Genomic DNA, 19,674 nt, shown 5'->3' with positions numbered 1-19,674 from the left:
GGCCATTGGAGCAGTTCACCGTTTCACGGAAACGGCGAGCCGCTCTAACCCCTTGATTTGGCGCAATTCCGAACGGAAAAACCGTTTCGCACTTTACCTGGAATTGCTTTAGTCTGTATTCGTTCCGAGGGAGAATAGTCTTAAGCGGCTGCGTACAGGTGCGGGTTTGTCATTGAAAACTGTCAGCGTCGTCATACCCGCGCACAATGCGGCGGCAACGATTGCCAAAACGCTGGCGTCGCTTGGCGGAGAGGCCGGGTTTATCGGCGAGATTCTGCTGGTCGACGATCAATCGACCGATGGCACGGCCGATGCTGCGCGGCAGGCGGCCGCGCGATCCTCCCTGCCGCTCCGTGTACTGCCGGCCAATTGCCGCGACGCCGGCGGCGCCCGCAACCTGGCGCTCGATGAGGCGATCCATCCATGGGTCTACCTGATCGATGCCGACGACCTGCATCTTCAGGGTGGCTTGCGCTCCTTGCTGTCGCAAGCGGAAAGCCAGCCCAAGGCCGACATGATCGTCGGCGCCTTCCGGCGCAGGGTGAACGGCGAGGACCGGCAGATCAAGGTGCCAAACGGATATACCGCGGCCTGCCTCACCAATGCCTCCGCCTATGTGAAGGGGGATATACGCTCGGTGGCGGTGGGCAGCGTGCTGGCTTCCCGGCGTCTCATCGGCGAGACCCGGTTCCCAGTCGGGCTCGCCTTCGATGAGGACACGCTGTTCTGGGCGCGGCTGATGAGCAAGGCGTCGCTGGCCATGGTTCAGCGTCCCGTCATGATTTACGAAGTTTCAGCGGAGCGCTCCGATGATCGCTTCACGGTCAACCCGGCGCGCCGCTTCCTGGATTGGCGCCGGGAGTTGCGGATGCTCACCGATTGCGGCATCCCGATTTCGGCACTGAAAGCCAGGGAGGGCCTTGTCGCGCTCAAGATCGCCCGCGTCCACTATGCGCGGGGCGACCTGGAGACCGCGTCGCGCTTCCTGGCGGTGGCCGCGGCCGCACCGAAACGGCGCTCGGAAGCCTGGCGCTGCCTGCGCTACACGCTCAAGCTCAAGGTGCGGCGCCGGCTGTCCTTTCCGCTGACCCAGATGCAGGGCGCGTTGTAGGCCTCGCGCCGCGCCAGGCGCCGACGCCAGCAGGATCGCCTGCTTTGCAGACGGCGTGTGGAACCAGCAGTCAACCAGCAGCTTATCTACGCGTATTTGCGTGGAGCTTACATGCTGCAGAGATCAGGACTGTCGCTCAGCCCGTCGGCGGAGACAGATGCATCGCCGCGGAACGGGGCGCAAAGCTCAGCCAAGCATGCCGCGCTGACCTATGTCAGCGATGCCGAGCCCGGTATCCGCCGGCTGAAGGCGGGCAAGGGATTTACTTACAGAGGACCGGAGGGGAAAGCGGTGTCCGACGCCGCCAGGGCGCGCATCGCTGCGATCGTCATTCCGCCGGCCTGGACGAATGTCTGGATTTCGCCCGATCCGAACGGGCATATCCAGGCGACCGGGAGGGATCAGCGGGGACGCAAGCAGTATCGCTATCATCCGCAATGGGCCGAGGAGCGCGACGGCGCCAAATATTCGAGCCTCATCGCTTTCGCCCAAAGCCTGCCGGACCTTCGGCGCAGGATCGACAGCGACCTGCGCCGTCGCGGCCTGCCGCTCGAACGCGTCGTCGCCGCGGTGGTCTGGCTGCTCGACAACACGATGATCCGCGTCGGCAATGCCGCCTATGCACGCGACAACAAGAGCTTCGGCCTGACGACATTGCGGGACCGGCATGTCGACATCAAGGGATCAAGCCTGCGCTTTGCCTTCAAGGGCAAGTCCGGCAAGGAATGGAGATTGAAGCTGGTCGACCGCCGCATCGCCGGGATCGTTCGGGGCGCGCAGGACCTGCCGGGGCAGAAGCTGTTCCAATATCTCGACGAGGCCGGCAACAGGCGCCCTGTGCGCTCCGACGACGTCAACCACTATATACGCGAAGCGGCCGGCGACGCGTTCAGTTCGAAGCATTTCCGCACGTGGGGCGGCACCATCCACGCCGCGTCGCTGTTTGCGCAGACGGAACTGCCCGAAAGCCAGGCGCAGCAAAAGCGGGTGATGAACAGCGTCATCGACAAGGTGGCCGAGCGGCTGGGCAACACTCGTGCGGTCTGCCGCAAATGCTATATCCATCCGCAGGTTTTCGAGGCCTGGTCGCAGGGACGGCTGCTTGCCGAAATGGCGGAAGCCAACAAGCGCAAGCGGTCCATAGACGGTCTCGATGAGGAGGAGGCGCTTGTGCTGAGATGGCTGGAAACACACGAAAGCTAACCCGGCGCGACTGACGAACACCGAATCCGCAGCTGCCGGATTTTTTTATCGACGCCGTGTCGGGATCGGTCCTACTGTTTCGTCCTTTGATACAGAAAGGACCGATCATGCTCTACGCCATCCTGTGCTATGCTTCCGAAGACGTCGTCAGCTCCTGGAGCAAGGCGCAGGACGACGAAGTGATGGCCAATCTCCTCAACGTCCAGGACAAATATGCCAAGGCCGGCCGGCTCGGCCCGGTGGCGCGGCTTTTGCCGACGACAGCGGCGACGACACTGCGGAAGGTCAAGGGCGAATCCGTTGTCATCGACGGGCCGTTCGCCGAGACCAAGGAACAGTTCCTTGGCTTCTACACGCTCGAATGCGCCGATCTCGACGAGGCCGTGGAATTCGCCCGCGAACTCTCCGAGGTCAACCCGAGCGGCGGCTCGTATGAGATCCGGCCGGTGTCCGTCTTCAATCCCACCGGGGTTGCCGTATGACCGAACTTGCCTGGATAAGCTCGGCCATCAGTGCCGCCCGTCCGCAGGCGATGGGCGCGCTGCTGCGCTATTTCCGCGACCTCGACACCGCGGAAGAAGCTTTCCAGGATGCCTGCCTCAGGGCGCTCAAGAACTGGCCGCAGAATGGACCGCCACGCGATCCAGCGGCCTGGCTGATCTTTGTCGGCCGCAACAGCGGCATCGACGCGGTGCGCAAGCGCGCCAAGCAGGCGCCGATGCCGGAGGAAGACCAGATTTCCGATCTGGAAGACGCCGAGAGCGATATCGCCGAGCGGCTCGATGGCGCGCATTACCGCGACGACATATTGCGGCTGCTGTTCATCTGCTGTCACCCTGATTTGCCCGCGACGCAGCAGATCGCGGTCGCGCTGCGCATCGTCTCCGGCCTCACCGTCAAGCAGATCGCGCGTGCCTTCCTGGTCGGCGAGAGCGCCATGGAACAGCGCATCACCCGCGCCAAGGCGCGCATTGCCGATGCGGGCGTGCCGTTCGAGACGCCGGGCGCGGCCGAGCGCTCCGAACGGCTCGCTGCGGTCGCCGCCATGGTCTACCTGATCTTCAACGAGGGGTACTCGACCAACAGCGGCGAAGCGCCGGCCCGCGCGCCGCTGTGCGAGGAGGCGATCCGGCTGGCCCGGCTGCTGCTGAGGCTATTCCAGACCGAGCCGGAGATCATGGGGCTGACGGCATTGCTTCTGCTGCAGCACGCGCGCGCACCGGCCCGTTTCGACGGCGACGGCGAGATCGTGCTGCTCGAGGACCAGGATCGGCGCCTGTGGAGCCGCAAGATGATCGAGGAAGGGCTGGCGCTGGTCGACAAGGCCCTGCGCCACCGCAAGCCCGGTCCTTATCAGGTGCAAGCGGCGATCGCCGCACTCCATGCGCGGGCGGCGAAAGCCGAGGACACGGACTGGGTGGAGATCGACCTGCTTTACGGCCTGCTCGAACAGATGCAGCCGTCGCCGGTCATCACCCTCAACCGTGCGGTCGCGGTCGCCAAGGTGCGTGGACCGGAAGCGGCACTGGCGATGATCGAGCCGCTCGAGCCGAGGCTTTCCGGCTATTTCCATTTCTTCGGCCTCAAGGGCGGGCTTCTGATGCAGCTCGACCGGGGCGAGGAGGCACGCATTGCCTTCGACCGCGCCATCGCGCTGGCCAACACGGCGGCGGAAGCGGCCCATATCCGCATGCATATCGACCGCCTGATCAAGGACGGCGCCGTGCGCGCGCCGGCGACAAAGGCAAACTGAGCCCCCTCTGCCCGTTCAGCCCAGGCATCGTCTGGCTCAATCGTGCGGCTTGGGCTTGGACCATGCCGGGGTGGCGATTTTCCCCTGAAACAGGTAATGGCACGCCATGACAGCCCCTTCCAGCCGCGACGGCGCCGGGAAGGCATGGCGCAAGGCGTTGACCCCAGCCATATGAGCGGCGGGATCTGAAAGGAACAAAAATGACGATAGCGAAGGAAACGGCCGAGCTTCTGGCGAAACTGGGCGTGGCCAAGGAGGCGCTTGACGGCGGCGACCTGATCGTGCGCAGCCCGGTGACGGGTGAGCAGATCGCGGCGCTGAAGACGATCTCGCCGGCCGATGCGGCAAAGACCATCGACGGAGCGCACAAGGCATTCCAGTCCTGGCGGCTGGTGCCAGGTCCCAAGCGCGGCGAACTGGTGCGGCTGCTGGGCGAGGAACTGCGGGCGCACAAGGCTGAGCTTGGCCGGCTGGTGTCGATCGAGGTCGGCAAGATCCCCTCCGAAGGGCTCGGCGAAGTGCAGGAAATGATCGACATCTGCGATTTCGCCGTCGGTCTGTCCCGTCAATTGTACGGGCTGACCATCGCCACCGAGCGTCCCGGCCACCGTATGATGGAAACCTGGCATCCGCTGGGCGTCGTCGGTGTCATCTCGGCTTTCAACTTCCCGGTCGCGGTGTGGTCGTGGAACGCGGCACTTGCCCTGGTCTGCGGCGATGCCGTGGTATGGAAACCTTCCGAGAAGACGCCGCTGACGGCGCTTGCCTGCGAAGCGATCTTCAAGCGTGCCGTCAAGCGTTTCGGCCCCGACGCACCGCAAGGCCTGGCGCCGGTGCTGATCGGCGACCGCGCGGTCGGCGAGATCCTGGTCGATCATCCCAAGGTGCCGCTGGTTTCGGCCACCGGCTCGACCCGCATGGGCCGGGATGTCGGTCCTCGCCTGGCCAAGCGTTTTGCACGCGCAGTGCTGGAACTGGGCGGCAACAATGCCGGCATCGTCTGCCCGACGGCCGATCTCGACATGGCGCTGCGCGCCATCGCCTTCGGCGCCATGGGCACGGCCGGCCAGCGCTGCACGACGCTGCGCCGCCTGTTCGTCCATGACAGCGTCTACGATGCCTTGGTGCCGCGCCTGAAGAAGGCCTATCAGAGCGTTTCGGTCGGCAATCCGCTGGAGACCTCCTCGCTGGTTGGGCCGTTGATCGACAAGGCCGCGTTCGATGCCATGCAGAAGGCCCTGAGCGAAGCGACCGCCCATGGCGGCAAGGTGACCGGCGGGACGCGTGTCGAGAACGGCCATTCCGATGCCTATTATGTCCATCCGGCGCTGGTCGAAATGCCGAAACAGGTTGCACCGGTGACGGAAGAGACCTTCGCGCCGATCCTCTATGTGATGAAGTATTCCGACTTCGATGCCGTCCTCGACGAGCACAATGCTGTCGGCGCCGGCCTGTCGTCGTCGATCTTCACCCGTGACCTGCAGGAATCCGAGCGTTTCCTCGGTGTGGACGGCTCGGATTGCGGCATCGCCAACGTCAACATCGGCACCTCCGGGGCCGAAATCGGCGGCGCGTTCGGTGGTGAAAAGGAAACCGGGGGCGGCCGCGAGAGCGGCTCCGATGCGTGGAAGGCCTATATGCGCCGCGCCACCAACACGGTGAACTATTCCAAGGCGCTGCCGCTCGCCCAAGGCGTCTCGTTCGACATCGACTGAGAATGTCAGGGGTGCCCCCGTCAGGTCGATCAGCTCCGCGAGCATCAATCGACACAGGTGGAGGGTGTACACGCGGCTGTAACGCTGGACAGCTTCCGACACTTGTCCAGCGTCGGCTTTTCGTAACTGGGCGCTGGCAGAGCCTGCCGACGCTGCCGAGGTCGTCGGCGTCGCGCAGCCACGCAAACGCGGAACCGGTCAATCCACCTGTTCTGGCACAATTCCGGACGGAAAACGTATCACGGCTGAAATGGCTCTCGTGTGCCGCTGCTCAGCCGTCGCCTTGCGAAGGCGGGAAGCAGGCCTTGAAGGCCGTGTCGACGACGGCCAGCTTGGCCGCCTGGACGGTCATGTATTCCTCGTAAAATCGGTGCGACACCCACATCACCGAATGGCCGCGCTGACCAAGCCAGCCAATGCTGCCGAGCTCCTCTGCCGTGCGCAGTTTGCGGCCGAGATGGGTCCGCGACAGCTTAAGCCATTTGGCGAAGTCACCGATCGAAACCACGCTGGTCGGAATCCGCTCCAGGCCGGCGTGGGCGGGGTCGATGCCCGACATCAGCCAGTCCATGACGATGCCGCCATTGTTGAGCCAGATGAACAGGGAAAAGGTCTGGTTGGGTTCGCGCACCGGTTTGGACGCAAGCAGTCCGTCAGCCACCAGGGGCTGCAGCGTGGCAAGCATCTCGGGCCGCTCCAAATATCTGGCCAGCCGGTCGCCGCCATCGATATGGTCAAGCGTGCGCAGATGGGCTGTTACCCAGCCGGTGAATCGCTCGATGGTCGCCGCTGTCGGCTGCAAGGGATGCGTGCGGCCGTCCCCACCCGCCACATACTCGGCGATGTTGTAGTGCAGCATCTCCTTGATGAAGGCGTCCGCCGTATTGCGGCTGGCCACCGCGTTCTTGTGCACGACCTCGATGAAACGTGATACGGTCAGTTCCTTGCGGCGGTCATTCGGGTCGCGCCTGAAGTGCATGGCAAGGCCGACATGACCCAACAGCCAACGCTGCTGGGTGGCAAAGATGGAAGCCAGCCGCGGGCTTTCCTCGTAGATACGGATCAGGGACTGCGACTGTTCCTGAACGTAGCGGTGCAAGGCCGGATGGCCGGCTATGTCTTCCAGATTCAGCGCTGATCTCCCGATGCTTTGAATCAACTCGGATGGCGAGGTTGCGTTCCCCATTTTCCAGTCTTCACCACGCATGTCCAGACGTACCAATCGCGGAGGACAGGGCCAGCCGAGCCCCAGGTCCACGGCAGCGGTTAGATGCGCATTTCGCCAACTGCTCGCTATGGCTTGGAAAACGCCTCTCAACTATGGTCAGCCGAACGGTGGAATCCAGCCAAGCGAGCTGCGTGGTGCGACGGTTGTCCGCAGGGGCATTTCCTTTTGCTGGTCCGTCGCGGCATCTTTCACCCCATCACCCCCGGGCGATTAACTGTTGGACAGGTTCGATCCCACCTTCCGACCGGAGTTCAGGCCGGCCCAGCGGGTCATGTCACCTTCACTCGGCGGCCTGGACCCGATTGGCCGCGATGATCGCCCGGATCTCGGACCGGCAGGAGCCGCAATTGGTGCCCGCCTTCAGCGTGGCGCCGATGGCGTCGACGCTGGTGCAGCCAGCCGCCACGGCAGCCGTGATCTGGTTGACCCCAACGTTGAAACAGGAGCAGACGGTCGCGCCGGCATCTGGCCGCTCGGCACCGGCGCGGCCGGCGACGATCCTGAAACGCTGCCGCTGGCTGGCGTGGACCTCATCGAGTTGCTCGGCCGCCCAGCCGCGCGACACCGCGACCGGACCGGGCGCGATGAACAAGGCACCCACCAGATGCTCGCCGTCGAAGGCGGCGATGCGGTGCTGGCCGGCCTCGCGGTCGTGATAGGCAAGCATTTCGCCATCCGCAGCATCGAAGAGCGAACCGGCGAAGGCCGTCCAGTCGACATCGTCGCGGGCAAAGGCGAGCTCGACCCGCCAGCCGCCCCGGCATCTGGCTACCGCCCAATAGTCGGCCATCGCCACGGGCCTTTTGCGTGTCACGGCAAAGCCGAATGCCCGAGCGGTGAATTTCTCGATGCGGGCCGCGACATGCTTCAGCGCCGGCTGGCCCGACACCGGATCGGTAAGCGATGTGGTGAGCGTGTCGAGCCGACCCCTGGCGGCGAATTGATCGGTCCAGTGCATCGGCGCGAACACGCTGCCCTGACGCTGGCGCGTGGTCACCAGCGCGCGGACCAGCACTTCGCCGCGCGGAGTCGAGACGCGTGCGATGTCAGCATCGCCAACGCCGTGGCGTTGCGCATCCACCGGGTGGATTTCGACGAAGGGCTCGGCGATGTGCTGGGACAGGCGCGGGCTTTTGCCGGTGCGGGTCATGGTATGCCAGTGGTCGCGGATGCGGCCAGTGTTGAGGATGAGCGGGAAGTCGGGGGCGGTGCGGGTTTCGACGGTCGGGCGGATGGCGATGAAGCGCGCCTTGCGGTCGGGCGTGTAGAAGTTGCCGTTGGCGAAGAAGCGAGTGGGCTGGTGCCCGGTCGAGTTGACCGCGTCGGGCGGAGGTTCAGCTTGAGTACTTCCGCCTGGCTGAAGTGCTGGCCACTGAAACGGCGCAAGCGCTTCATACCCATCGGGGTCAACATCAGCATAGGCCCCGATGTCAAAATCCCGCGCGCCGTCATTCTCGAATCCTGACAACGCGGCGTGCTCAGCAAAAATCTCCGCTGGCGTCTCATGCGCAAACGCGTCGTCAAAGCCCATGCGCCGCGCCACCTCGGCAATGATCCACCAGTCGGGCCGCGCCTCGCCGGGGGCCGGCAAGAACGCGCGCTGGCGCGAGATGCAGCGCTCGGAATTGGTGACGGTGCCGTCCTTCTCGCCCCAGGCCGTCGCCGGCAGCCGGACATGGGCATGGCGGACCGTGTCGGTCTCGGCCAGCACGTCCGACACCACGACGAAGGGGCAGGCCTTGATCGCCGCTTCGACGGCGCCTGCATCCGGCATCGAATCGACCGGGTTGGTGGCCATGATCCACAGTGCTTTCACGCGCCCGTCGGCAACCGCCTTGAACATCTCGACCGCCTTGAGGCCGGGCTTGCCTGCAATCTCCGGTGTCTTCCAGAAGCGACGCACGCGTTCGCGATGCTCGAGATTTTCGATCTCCATATGGGCGGCGAGCATGTTGGCCATGCCGCCGACCTCGCGGCCGCCCATGGCATTGGGCTGGCCGGTGACCGAGAACGGTCCGGCGGCGGGCTTTCCGATACGGCCAGTGGCAAGATGGCAGTTGATGATGGCGTTGACCTTGTCGGTGCCCTGGGACGACTGGTTGACGCCCTGGCTGTAGACGGTGACGGTCTTTTCGGTCCTGGCAAACAGGCTGTAGAAACGGCCGAGCTCGTCTTCGCTGAGCCCCGTGGCGGCAGCGACGCCGGCAAGGTCGAGCGCGGAGGCGGCGAACAGTGCCTGTCCAAAGCCGGACGTATGCGCCGTGATATAGGCACGGTCGAGCGCATTGTGCTGACCGAGCCATGCCAGCAGGCCGGTGAACAGGGCGACGTCGCCATCCGGCGCGATCGCCAGGTGCATGTCGGCGATATCAGATGTCATGGTGCGGCGCGGGTCGACCAGCACCACCTTCATCTCGGGCCGTTTTTCGCGGGCAGCCGCGATGCGCTGATAAAGCACCGGATGGCACCAGGCGAGGTTGGATCCGACCAGCACGATCAGATCAGCCAGTTCCAGATCCTCGTAGCTTCCCGGCACCGTGTCGGAGCCGAAGGCGCGGCGGTGGCCGGCGACGGACGAAGCCATGCAGAGACGCGAATTGGTGTCGATGTTGGCCGAGCCGACAAAGCCCTTCATCAGCTTGTTGGCGAGGTAGTAGTCCTCGGTCAGCAACTGGCCGGAGACGTAGAAGGCGACCGCGTCGGGACCATGCTCGGAAATGACTTGCGAGAAGGTCGAGGCGACGAGGTCGAGCGCCTCGTCCCAAGAGGAGCCCCGGCCGTGGATTTGCGGACGGAGCAACCGGCCGTCGAGGCCGATGGTCTCGGCGAGCGCGGAGCCCTTCGAGCAGAGCCGGCCGAAATTCGCCGGATGATCGGGGTCGCCACGGACGGACACCTGCCCGTCCGTGGCGACCTTTGCCAGCACGCCGCAGCCCACCCCGCAATAGGGGCAGGTGGTCCTCACCTCTCGCGCTTCAACGATCTCCATGTCAGGCGGCGCGGCTGGCCAGCGCTTCCAGCGCGATGAACAGGCGCTCGCCTTCCCGCTTCACGGGAATGGTGCGCACGGCGCCTTCGTCGGCGCCAAGCGCCTTGCCCGTCTCCAGCGAGATGACCCAATTGTGCAGAGGGCACGTCACGGCCGCGCCATGGATGATGCCCTGGCTCAGCGGTCCGCCCTTGTGAGGGCAGTGGTCCTCGATGGCGAAGACCGCGTCGTCCGCTGTGCGGAAGACGGCGATCTTGCCTTGTGGTGTGGCGACGCAACGCGCGCCCCGCCGGGGAATGTCGGAGAGGGTGCCGATGGCGATCCAGTTCATAGCACTGCCTTTGCTTGATAGGATCGCGCCCAGGCGCCCCCCTCTGTCCTGCCGGACATCTCCCCCTCAAGGGGGGAGATTGGCAGCTTCAGGCTCACCGCCCATTCTGCAACGTCGACAATTGGCGAAGGCCGCCATGGTGATCGATCTCCCCCCTTGAGGGGGAGATGGCCGGCAGGCCAGAGGGGGGTGGCTCGCGCTGACATCTCCATCACTCCGCCGCCTGCGCAAACCCGACCGAAGCCATCGGCCGGAACTCGTGCTTGTCCTTGCCGGAGACGCGCTCGGACCACGGATCGACCTGGGCAAACTTCTGCGAAAAGACGAAGCGCTCGTAATAGGCTCGACGCTTCTCGCCATCGTCCATGATCTGGCGCTTGACCTCGGCTATGCCGATGCGCTTGGCCCATTTGTAGATGCGCTCGAGGTATCGGCCTTGCTCGCGATACATCTGCGTCAGCGCCACGATGTGCTCCAGCGCCTCGTCCTCGGTCCTGACCAGGCCGAGCACTTCCGTGCCCTTGATATCGAGACCGGCGGCACCGGCGAAGTGGATCTCGTAGCCGCTGTCGACGCAGATCACGCCGACATCCTTGCACGTCGCCTCGGCGCAGTTGCGCGGACAACCCGACACCGCCATCTTGACCTTGGCGGGGGTCCACGAGCCCCACATGAATTTCTCGATGCGAATGCCGAGACCGGTCGAATCCTGCGTGCCGAAGCGGCACCAGTCCGAGCCGACGCAGGTCTTCACCGTGCGCAGCCCCTTGGCGTAAGCATGGCCGGAAACGAAGCCGGCCTGGCCGAGATCGGCCCACACCGCCGGCAAATCCTCCTTGCGGATGCCGAGCATGTCGATGCGCTGGCCGCCAGTGACCTTGACCATCGGGATCTCGAACTTGTCGACGACGTCGGCGATGGCGCGCAGTTCGGCGGCGTTGGTCACGCCGCCCCACATGCGCGGCACCACCGAATAGGTGCCGTCCTTCTGGATGTTGGCGTGGACGCGCTCGTTGATGAAGCGCGACTGGTAGTCGTCGGCGTAGTCGTCAGGCCAGTCGCAGACGAGGTAGTAGTTGAGCGCCGGCCGGCATTTGGCGCAGCCGCAGGAGGTCTTCCACTCCAGTTCCTGCATGACCGCCGGAATGGTCTTCAGCGCCTTGGCCTTGATCAGCCGGCGCACCTCGTCATGGCCGAACGTGGTGCAGGAGCACATGGGCTGTACGGCGGCCGGGTTGTAGGTGTCGCCGAGGGTCAACACCATCAGCTTTTCGACCAGCCCGGTGCAGGAGCCGCAGGAGGCCGACGCCTTGGTGTGGGCGCGCACGTCGTCGAGCGAAGTCAGGCCCTTGCCCGTGATCGCGCCCGTGATCTTGCCCTTGCAAACGCCGTTGCAGCCGCAGATTTCCGCATCATCCGGCAAGGCTGCAACGGCCGCCATAGGGTCCAGCGGGGTACCCCCCTGGTAGGACTGGCCGAAGATCAACGTATCGCGCATTTGCGATATGTCGGTTTGTTTCTTCTTCAGGTCGTTGAACCAGGCGCCGTCCGATGTCTCGCCATAAAGCACCGTGCCGATGATGCGGTCGTCCTTGAGCACCAGGCGTTTGTAGACGCCGGCGGAAGCATCGCGCAGCACGATCTCCTGGCGGTCGTCGCCGTCGGCGAAGTCGCCGAGCGAAAAGAGGTCGATGCCGGTGACCTTGAGCTTGGTCGGCGTGTCCATGTGGACGAAGGCAGCTGTCTCGTCGCCGGCAAGCTGATGAGCGGCAACACGCGCCATCTCGTAGAGCGGCGCCACCAGCCCATAAACCATGCCGCCCACCTCGGCGCATTCGCCGAGCGCGAAGATGTCGGGGTCGTTGCTGCGCATGCCGGCATCGACAACGATGCCTCTGTTGACGGCAACGCCTGCATCCTTGGCCAGCGCGGCGTTGGGCCTGATGCCGACCGCCATCACCACCAGCGTCGCCGGGATGATGGTGCCGTCGGCGAGTTCCACCTGCTCGACCTTGCCATTGCCCGTAATCGCCTGGGTGTTGGCCTTGGTGATGACCTTGATGCCGCGCTCCTCCACCGCGCGCTGCAGGAGATAGCCGGCGGCCGGATCGAGTTGGCGCTCCATCAGCGTCGGCATGACATGCAGCACGGTGACGTCCATGCCTTGCGCGTTGAGGCCGGCCGCCGCCTCCAATCCGAGCAGGCCGCCGCCGATGACCACGGCCTTGGCCCGCGACTGGGCGGCGAGCATCATTGCCTGGACGTCGTCCAGGTCGCGATAGGTCAGTACGCCCGGCAGATTGTGGCCCGGCACCGGGATGATGAACGGCACCGAGCCGGTGGCGATGACGAGCTTGTCGTAGGGCTCGGTGACGCCATGGTCGGAGGTGATCGTCTTCGCCGTGCGGTCGATGGCCACGATCTTGTGGCCCTTGTAGAGGGTGATGCCGTGCTTGATGTACCAGCCGTCGCCATGGATGATGATTTCCTCATAGGCCTTCTCGCCTGAGAGAACCGGCGACAGCATGATGCGGTCGTAGTTCACGCGCGGCTCGGCGTTGAAGATGGTGACGGCGTAGCGGCCCGGCGCCTGCTCCAGCAGATGCTCCAGCATGCGCCCGGGGGCCATGCCGTTGCCGATGATGACGAGTTTTTCGGTCATGGCGTTACTCCGCGGCTTCGACGAAGCGGTGGCGTTCGTAGAGGAATTTCAGCACCGCCTCGCGGCAGCGCAGGAAGGTGCGGTCGGAAGCAAGTTCGATGCGCCGGCGTGGCCGCGCCAGCGGCACGGGAAGCACTTCGCCGATGGTCGCGGCCGGACCGTTGGTCATCATGACGATGCGGTCGGACAGCAGCACCGCCTCGTCGACGTCATGGGTGATCATGATCGTCGTCGAGCCGAGTCTGGAATGGATATCCATCACGGCGTCCTGCAGATGGGCGCGCGTCAGCGCGTCGAGAGCTCCGAACGGCTCGTCGAGCAGCAGGATCTTGGGCTCCATGGCCAACGCCCGTGCGATGCCGACGCGCTGCTTCATGCCGCCGGAGATTTCGGCCGGGCGCTTGTCGCTTGCATGCGCCATCTGCACGAGGTCGAGATTGCGCATGATCCAGTCATGCCGCTCGGCCTTGCTCTTCGAACGGCCGAAGACTTTCGACACCGCCAGGTTGATGTTTTCGTAGACGGTCAGCCACGGCAACAGCGAATGGTTCTGGAACACTACGGCACGTTCGGGGCCGGGGCTGTCGACTTCCTTGTCTTCCAAAAGCACGGCGCCGGCGGAAATCTTGGTCAAGCCGGCGATCAGGTTGAGCAAGGTCGACTTGCCGCAACCCGAATGACCTATGATGGAGACGAATTCACCCTTGTGGATGGTCAGCCTGATGTCCCTCAGCACCTCGCTGACCTGGCCGCCACGCGCGAAGGATTTGTCGATGTGGTCGAGTTTGAGATAGGCGGTCATGGCGCTGTCCTCACTTTGCCGTCGTGCCGCGGGTGACAAAGGCGCCGACCGCCGCGACCAGGCGGTCGAGGCAGAAGCCGGTGACGCCGATATAGGCGAGCGCGACGATGATGTCGGGCAGCCGTGACGAGTTCCACGCGTCCCAGATGAAGAAGCCGATGCCGACGCCGCCGGTCAGCATTTCGGCTGCGACGATGGCAAGCCAGGATAGGCCGATGCCGATCCTCAAGCCGGTGAAGATGTAAGGCGCCGCGGCCGGCACCATGATCTTGACGAAGAATTCGAGCTGGTTCAGCCGCAGGATGCGGGCGACGTTGCGGTAGTCCTGCGGGATGTTGCGCACGCCGACGGCGGTGTTGATGATGACCGGCCAGATCGAGGTGATGAAGATCACGAACAGCGCCGATGGATTGGAGTCGCGGAAGGCGGCGAGCGACAGTGGCAGCCAGGCGAGCGGCGGCACGGTGCGCAGGATCTGGAACACCGGATCGAGGCCGCGCATCGCCCAGACCGACTGACCGACCAGCGCGCCGAGCGCGACGCCGACCACCGCCGCCATGCCGAAGCCGATGGCGACGCGCTGCAGCGAGATCAGCACCCGCCAGGCAAGACCGATGTCCTGGGGGCCGTTGTCGAAGAACGGATGCGCGATCAGGTCATAGGCTTCGTTCCATACCTGGCTCGGCGGCGGCAGGCTTGCCGTCGGCGACGAGCAGGCGACCTGCCAGACGACGAGCAGAAGGGCGATGACGATGGCGGGCGGGACGAGGGCGCTGGCGACCTTGCCTGCGATCGATACCAGATCAATGCGCCGCCGCGTCTTGGCGGTGAAGGCGACCACCTCGGCCGGCTTGGCCGGGAATGCTTTTACCTTGGTGTCCTCGATGGCTTGGATGGACATGTCCTGGGAAAACTCCGTGGCGTCTGGTCGAACTGAACGAGAGACGGCGAAATGCCGTTTGGCCTGACTAGGCCGATGCCTTGATCGTCAGGCTGTCGAGATAAGCCGAGGGGTTGGCCGGATCGAAAGTCTTGCCGTCGAAGAAAGTCTCGACGCCGCGCGAAGACGAGGCCGGGATGTCGCTTGCCGCGACACCGAGTTCCTTGGCCGCCTCGCGCCAGATATCCTCGCGGTTGACCTGGTCGACCAGCGCCTTGATGTCGGTGGTCGGCGCGAACTTGCCCCAGCGGATGTTCTCGGCGAGGAACCAGCTGTCGTGGCTCTTGAATGGGTAGGAGACGCCGCCCTTCCAGAATTTCATGTAGAGGTCGGTGGCGGTGGCGACCCGGCCGTTGCCGTAGTTGATGTCGCCCTTGAGGCGGCCGACGATGTCGGCGACAGGCACGTTCATCCATTGCCGCTTGCCGATGATGGCGGCCATCTCGTCCTTGTTCTCCTTGGCGTCGCACCATTGCTGTGCCGCCATCACCGCCATGACGATCGCCTTGGTGGCGTTCGGGTATTTCTCGATGAAGGCGGCGCGCAGGCCGAGCGCCTTTTCCGGATGACCCTTCCAGATCTCGCCGGTCGTGGCGGCGGTGAAGCCGACGCCCTGGTGGACGAGCTGTTCGTTCCACGGTTCGCCGACGCAGAACACGTCCATGTTGCCGACCTTCATGTTGGCCACCATCTGCGGCGGCGGCACGACGATGGTCGAGACGTCCTTGTCGGGGTTGATGCCGCCGGCGGCCAGCCAGTAGCGCAGCCACAGATCATGTGTGCCGCCCGGGAAGGTCATGGCGGCCTTGACCTCCTTGCCTGCCGCCTTCTTGGCGGCGAAGGCGTCCTTCAGCTTGGAGGCATCGAGGCCGACGCCGGTGGCGGCATACTCCTGGGCTACTGAAATGCCCTGGCAATCGTAGTTGAGGCGAGCGACGACTGCCATCGGCAGCGGCTGGTTGTTCTGCGTCACCTTGCCGGTGTGCATGAGATAAGGCATCGGCGTCAGGATGTGGGCGCCGTCGATGCCGTTGGCTTCGCCGCCGAGCATCAGATTGTCTCGCGTCGCCCCCCAGGAGGCCTGCTTGAGCACCTCGACATCAGGCATGCCGAATTTCGCGAACAGGCCCTTCTCCTTGGCGATGATCAGAGGCGCGGCATCGGTCAGCGCGATGAAGCCGAGCTTGGCGCCGGTCACTTCGGGACCTTTGCCTTCGGCATGGGCGCCCGCAGGAAACAATGACCTTGCGGCAATAAACAGTCCCGCCGTCAGCGCGCTGCTGGCCAGAAAATCACGGCGGGTGAAATCCTTGAGGGATGTGCCAGTTCCGATCCGTTTCGTCATCGTCGTCTCCGGTTGAGCGCCTTGGAAGCGCCGTCGATTGCGTGTTCGGCCAAAAACAAAAAAGCCGCCGTCCAGGCCTTCGCGCATCCCTGGGGATTGCGCAGTGGCCTGAGCGGCAGCTTTGCCTGTGGCGCCCGCCATTGGACGCCTGTTCCGTTGCCCGAGAAGGGCTCGCTCATTTCAATGCAGGAACCGTGCCAGTTTCCTTCTGGAAGAAAACATCAAATGAATTCAGTGGGATCGGAGCATCACGCGGCAACTCGATCCACCGCGATTGGGGTCAAACATTGATCACCTTGCCTACAGGGGCGCATAATTTTTGTGCAATGCACAAGGATGGCGCAGAAATGATCAGGCTTCTCCGAGGGTCGTTTTTTGGCTGTCGACATAGGCGTCGATCTCGTCCGGATCGAAGATCTGGCCGTTGAAGAAGCCGTCCGGGCCGAGCACCAGGCTGGCGCCCGCCGAGCCCACCGGCGTCGCCACCTTCAGCGCACCCTCGACCTTGGCATTGGCGCCCGGCAGCGCGACGCCGAGCGGCTTCAGCGCCGACCGGTAAAGGTCGGGCCGGTAGCAGTCGCGGGCGATGGCGAGATTCTCCGGCGTGTGCGCGACATGACCCCAGCGCACCATCTGGGTGTAGAACCACAGCGCATGGCTCTTCCAGGGGAAATTGGCGGCCTTGTCGAAAGGCACGAAGAAGTCCTCGACGGCCCGCTGTGCGCCGCCGCCGAGCTGCAGATGCCCGGTCAGGATCGGCATCTGAACGGCCGCCTCCTGGCCAAGGAAGCCGGGCTGCGCCATCAGCGCCGCCAGTTCGGCGCGATTTGCAGGGTCCTGGCACCAGCGCGCCGAGTGATGCAATGCGCGCAGCAGTGCAGCCAGGGCCTCGGGATTTTGCTCGGCCCAGGCCTTGCGCGCGCCGATGACCTTTTCCGGGCTGTTGCGCCAGAGCAGCGCCTTCACGGTGACGATATGGCCGGTGCCGGCCGCCACCGCGGCGCTGTTCCAGGGTTCGCCGACGCAATAGCCGTCGATGCGCCCAGTGGCCAGCGCGTCGGCCATGAAGGGCGGCGGCACAATCACGATCTCGATCTGCCGCTCTGGATCGATGCCGCAGGCGGCAAGCCAGTAGCGCAGTTCGTAATTGTGCCCGGAATGCGGGTGCACGACGGCAAAGCGCAGCGCCTCGCGGCCGGCGGCCGCCCGCTCGCGGATGAACGCACCGAGGGCCGCGCCGGCGCGAGCCGGATCGAGATCGGGTACGGCGCCGTGCGCCGCCATGCCGGCCCAGACGGCGTTGGAGATGGTGACGCAGTTGCCACCGAGCCCCAGCGAAAAGGGCACGATGGTCTCGGAGGCGAGGGGGGTGAGGCCAAGATTGCAGGCAAGCGGCATCGGTCCCAGCATGTGCGCAAGGTCGAAATGGCCGATGGCGATGCGGTCGCGGATGTTGGCCCAGGAGGTCTCGCGGTGCAGCGCCAGATCGATGCCTTCGCGCGCGGCAAAGCCCAGTTCGCCGGCTGCCACCAGGACGGCGCTATCGAAAAGCGGCATGAAGCCGGCGGTGATCTGATGCTCGGCGCCCATGTCTATTCGTCCCCCGGTCCGAGAAGCCCGGCGGCAGTCACCAGGCTCTGGGCGATATCGCTGATCTTGCGGTTCTGGTTCATCGCCGTCTTGCGCAGCAGCATATAGGCGGCCTCTTCGCTCAGGCCGCGCGATTTCATCAGGATGCCCTTGGCGCGGTCGATCACCTTGCGGCTCTCGAGCTCGCTGCGCGCCTCGTCCAGTTCGCGCGCCATGCGCGAGAAAGCGTTGAAGCGGCTCACCGCCATGTCGAGGATCGGCTTGACGCGCTCCTGCCTCAACCCGTCGACGACATAGGCCGAAACGCCGGCATCGACCGCGGCCTCGATCGAGGCCTGGTCGGAGCGGTCGACGAACATGGCGATCGGCCGCTTTACCGCACGTGACAGCTGGAACATGTTTTCCAGCATGTCGCGGTTGGGGTTTTCCAGATCGATGACGATGACGTCGGGCTCGATCTCGGCGATGCGGCGCGCAATGCCACTGACGTCATGGATGACGGTGACCCGCTGATGGCCCGCCTCGCGCAAGCCAGCCTCGATTATCGAGGCACGGATGCGGTTTTCGTCGATCACCAAGACGGCGAGTGAAGTTCGGATCATGCCCGCATTGTGGGCACGCTCGGAAATTTGTGCAATGCGGCAATGGCGGCGTCGGCGGGAGGCGACGGCTGTCAACGGCTATCCTTGGCGGCAACCCGCCAAGGGTTGGATCAGGAGACGGTTGGATCAGGAGACGGAGCGACCTCAGCCGCAGACGCGAACGTCCTCGAACACTCTGTGGTGGTGGCGCCAATGCACAATCGTTTCCGTGTGGCAGCGGTGATGGTGGTGGCGCCAGCGGTAGCCGCCATTGTCGTAGTCATCGTACTGAGCGTTCTGGTCGCCGTCATACTCGTTGTCATAGTGGCGCATATGATGACGGCGAACGACGATTCCGGAATCGTCATCCGAGGAATATTGGCCGCCGTCGTCGGACTGGATAGTCAGGCTGGCGGCTTGGGTTGGCGCCATCGCTGCCGCTGTCGCGGCGAATGCCAGCACCGAGGCCAAAATCAACTTTTTCATTCCATCCTCCTGTATATTCAACACATAAACTCGCTGAAGAACCGGGTGTTCCGCTCGAATCCACACGCTTTGCGACGCCGGCGACATCAAGGTGTTATCGGCCACATGCTACAGGCGAACGAAGGCGGTCAGCGGCAGATGGTCGGAGGCCACGCGCGACAGCGGCGTGTCATGCGCTTCGACGGTCGCGATCATGCCGTGCCGGTTGGCCATGATCCGGTCGAGTGCCAGCAGCGGCAGGTTGGACGGGAAGGTGGGGACTGCTGGCGGCTGCGGGCCGAAGGTTGCGTGCAGCGTGTTCAGCGCGGAGCGGTTTCCGAGCCGCCATTCGTTCAGATCGCCGAGCAGGAGCGTCGGCTTCTCGTCGGGGCTGTTCATGATATCAAGCACGACCTGGGCCTGCTGCGAGCGGGAGCGGCGCAGCAACCCCAGATGGGCCGCGATGATGCGCAAGGACTGGTTCCCGTCGAGATCGATCTCGGCCACCACGGCACCGCGGGGTTCGAGACCTGGAAGCCTGATCTGATGCACGTCGCGAACGACGCCCCTTTTGAACAGCAGGACATTGCCGTGCCAGCCATGGCCTTTGCCCGTTGCGGAAATGGGCACAGGCACGAGGCCGGTTTCCAGTTCAAGACGGTGCAGGTCGAGGAGCCCGTCGCGGTCGCCGAAGCGATTGTCGGCCTCCTGCAGGGCGATGACGTCGGGGGCGATCTCGCGGATGACGCGGCTGGTGCGGTCGGGATCGAACTTGCGGTCGACGCCGATGCATTTGTGGACGTTGTAGGAGGCGACCAGCGTCCCGGTGACGCCGTCCTTCTTCGGCGACAAGGCGTTGGCCTTGCGCATCCGCCTGTCGCGAATGGACAGGAGCATGCTGGCCGGCAGGCTGCGCCCATTCATTCGCATAGCGTGCCCATCATCCCTGCCGTTCTCAT

The 19,674-nt window shown here is 64.6% G+C and carries 16 protein-coding genes; 5 read left to right on the top strand and 11 right to left on the bottom strand.

What is annotated here, in order from left to right; all coding sequences use genetic code 11:
- Window positions 1-172 precede the first annotated feature (172 nt).
- From EN861_RS21815 to EN861_RS21795, 5 genes are all read left to right on the top strand, one after another.
- The gene (locus EN861_RS21815; protein ID WP_127869854.1) at window positions 173-1,111 is read left to right on the top strand and encodes a glycosyltransferase family A protein; all 939 of its coding nucleotides are present in this window, start codon (window positions 173-175) and stop codon (window positions 1,109-1,111) included.
- A gap of 111 nt (window positions 1,112-1,222) precedes the next feature.
- A complete protein-coding gene (locus EN861_RS21810; protein WP_135865523.1) occupies window positions 1,223-2,314 on the top strand; it encodes a DNA topoisomerase IB in 1,092 nt (363 codons plus the stop codon).
- Window positions 2,315-2,421: 107 nt separating this feature from the next.
- Complete coding sequence (locus EN861_RS21805) at window positions 2,422-2,796, top strand: YciI family protein (protein WP_127275602.1); 375 nt, start codon at window positions 2,422-2,424, stop codon at window positions 2,794-2,796.
- Complete coding sequence (locus EN861_RS21800) at window positions 2,793-4,067, top strand: RNA polymerase sigma factor (RefSeq protein ID WP_127275601.1); 1,275 nt, start codon at window positions 2,793-2,795, stop codon at window positions 4,065-4,067. The genes EN861_RS21805 and EN861_RS21800 overlap by 4 nt, the downstream gene beginning before the upstream one ends.
- Before the next feature lie 200 nt (window positions 4,068-4,267).
- A complete protein-coding gene (locus EN861_RS21795; protein WP_127869851.1) occupies window positions 4,268-5,782 on the top strand; it encodes an aldehyde dehydrogenase family protein in 1,515 nt (504 codons plus the stop codon).
- A 271-nt stretch (window positions 5,783-6,053) separates the two neighbouring features.
- Here EN861_RS21795 and EN861_RS21790 read toward each other — a convergent pair whose 3' ends face one another.
- From EN861_RS21790 to EN861_RS21735, 11 genes are all read right to left on the bottom strand, one after another.
- Window positions 6,054-6,968: a hypothetical protein gene (locus EN861_RS21790; RefSeq protein ID WP_127275599.1), complete on the bottom strand. Its 915-nt coding sequence runs from the start codon at window positions 6,966-6,968 to the stop codon at window positions 6,054-6,056.
- A gap of 322 nt (window positions 6,969-7,290) precedes the next feature.
- The gene (locus tag EN861_RS21785; RefSeq protein ID WP_127275598.1) at window positions 7,291-9,999 is read right to left on the bottom strand and encodes a nitrate reductase; all 2,709 of its coding nucleotides are present in this window, start codon (window positions 9,997-9,999) and stop codon (window positions 7,291-7,293) included.
- A 1-nt stretch (window position 10,000) separates the two neighbouring features.
- The gene (nirD, locus tag EN861_RS21780) at window positions 10,001-10,330 is read right to left on the bottom strand and encodes a nitrite reductase small subunit NirD (protein WP_127275597.1); all 330 of its coding nucleotides are present in this window, start codon (window positions 10,328-10,330) and stop codon (window positions 10,001-10,003) included.
- A gap of 211 nt (window positions 10,331-10,541) precedes the next feature.
- The gene (gene nirB, locus EN861_RS21770) at window positions 10,542-12,992 is read right to left on the bottom strand and encodes a nitrite reductase large subunit NirB (protein ID WP_127275596.1); all 2,451 of its coding nucleotides are present in this window, start codon (window positions 12,990-12,992) and stop codon (window positions 10,542-10,544) included.
- Window positions 12,993-12,996: 4 nt separating this feature from the next.
- The gene (locus EN861_RS21765) at window positions 12,997-13,794 is read right to left on the bottom strand and encodes an ABC transporter ATP-binding protein (RefSeq protein WP_127275595.1); all 798 of its coding nucleotides are present in this window, start codon (window positions 13,792-13,794) and stop codon (window positions 12,997-12,999) included.
- A 10-nt stretch (window positions 13,795-13,804) separates the two neighbouring features.
- Window positions 13,805-14,695, bottom strand: coding sequence for a nitrate ABC transporter permease (gene ntrB / locus EN861_RS21760; protein ID WP_127275594.1), 891 nt, complete (start codon window positions 14,693-14,695; stop codon window positions 13,805-13,807).
- Between the two features lie 67 nt (window positions 14,696-14,762).
- On the bottom strand, window positions 14,763-16,079 hold the full coding sequence (locus EN861_RS21755; RefSeq protein ID WP_135865521.1) for a CmpA/NrtA family ABC transporter substrate-binding protein: 1,317 nt from the start codon (window positions 16,077-16,079) through the stop codon (window positions 14,763-14,765).
- A gap of 351 nt (window positions 16,080-16,430) precedes the next feature.
- The gene (locus EN861_RS21750; RefSeq protein ID WP_167531304.1) at window positions 16,431-17,669 is read right to left on the bottom strand and encodes a CmpA/NrtA family ABC transporter substrate-binding protein; all 1,239 of its coding nucleotides are present in this window, start codon (window positions 17,667-17,669) and stop codon (window positions 16,431-16,433) included.
- A gap of 2 nt (window positions 17,670-17,671) precedes the next feature.
- On the bottom strand, window positions 17,672-18,271 hold the full coding sequence (locus tag EN861_RS21745) for an ANTAR domain-containing response regulator (RefSeq protein ID WP_127275591.1): 600 nt from the start codon (window positions 18,269-18,271) through the stop codon (window positions 17,672-17,674).
- Between the two features lie 144 nt (window positions 18,272-18,415).
- The gene (locus tag EN861_RS21740) at window positions 18,416-18,736 is read right to left on the bottom strand and encodes a hypothetical protein (RefSeq protein ID WP_127275590.1); all 321 of its coding nucleotides are present in this window, start codon (window positions 18,734-18,736) and stop codon (window positions 18,416-18,418) included.
- Between the two features lie 108 nt (window positions 18,737-18,844).
- Window positions 18,845-19,645 carry an endonuclease/exonuclease/phosphatase family protein gene (locus tag EN861_RS21735; RefSeq protein WP_127275589.1) on the bottom strand — a complete coding sequence of 267 codons (801 nt, stop codon included), beginning with the start codon at window positions 19,643-19,645 and terminating at the stop codon, window positions 18,845-18,847.
- Between the last annotated feature and the right edge of the window lie 29 nt (window positions 19,646-19,674).

Source organism: Mesorhizobium sp. M8A.F.Ca.ET.218.01.1.1 (assembly GCF_004791165.1).
Lineage (GTDB): Bacteria > Pseudomonadota > Alphaproteobacteria > Rhizobiales > Rhizobiaceae > Mesorhizobium.
The sequence above is the reverse complement of the archived record's forward strand: the minus strand, read 5'-3'. Positions and strand labels throughout refer to the sequence as shown.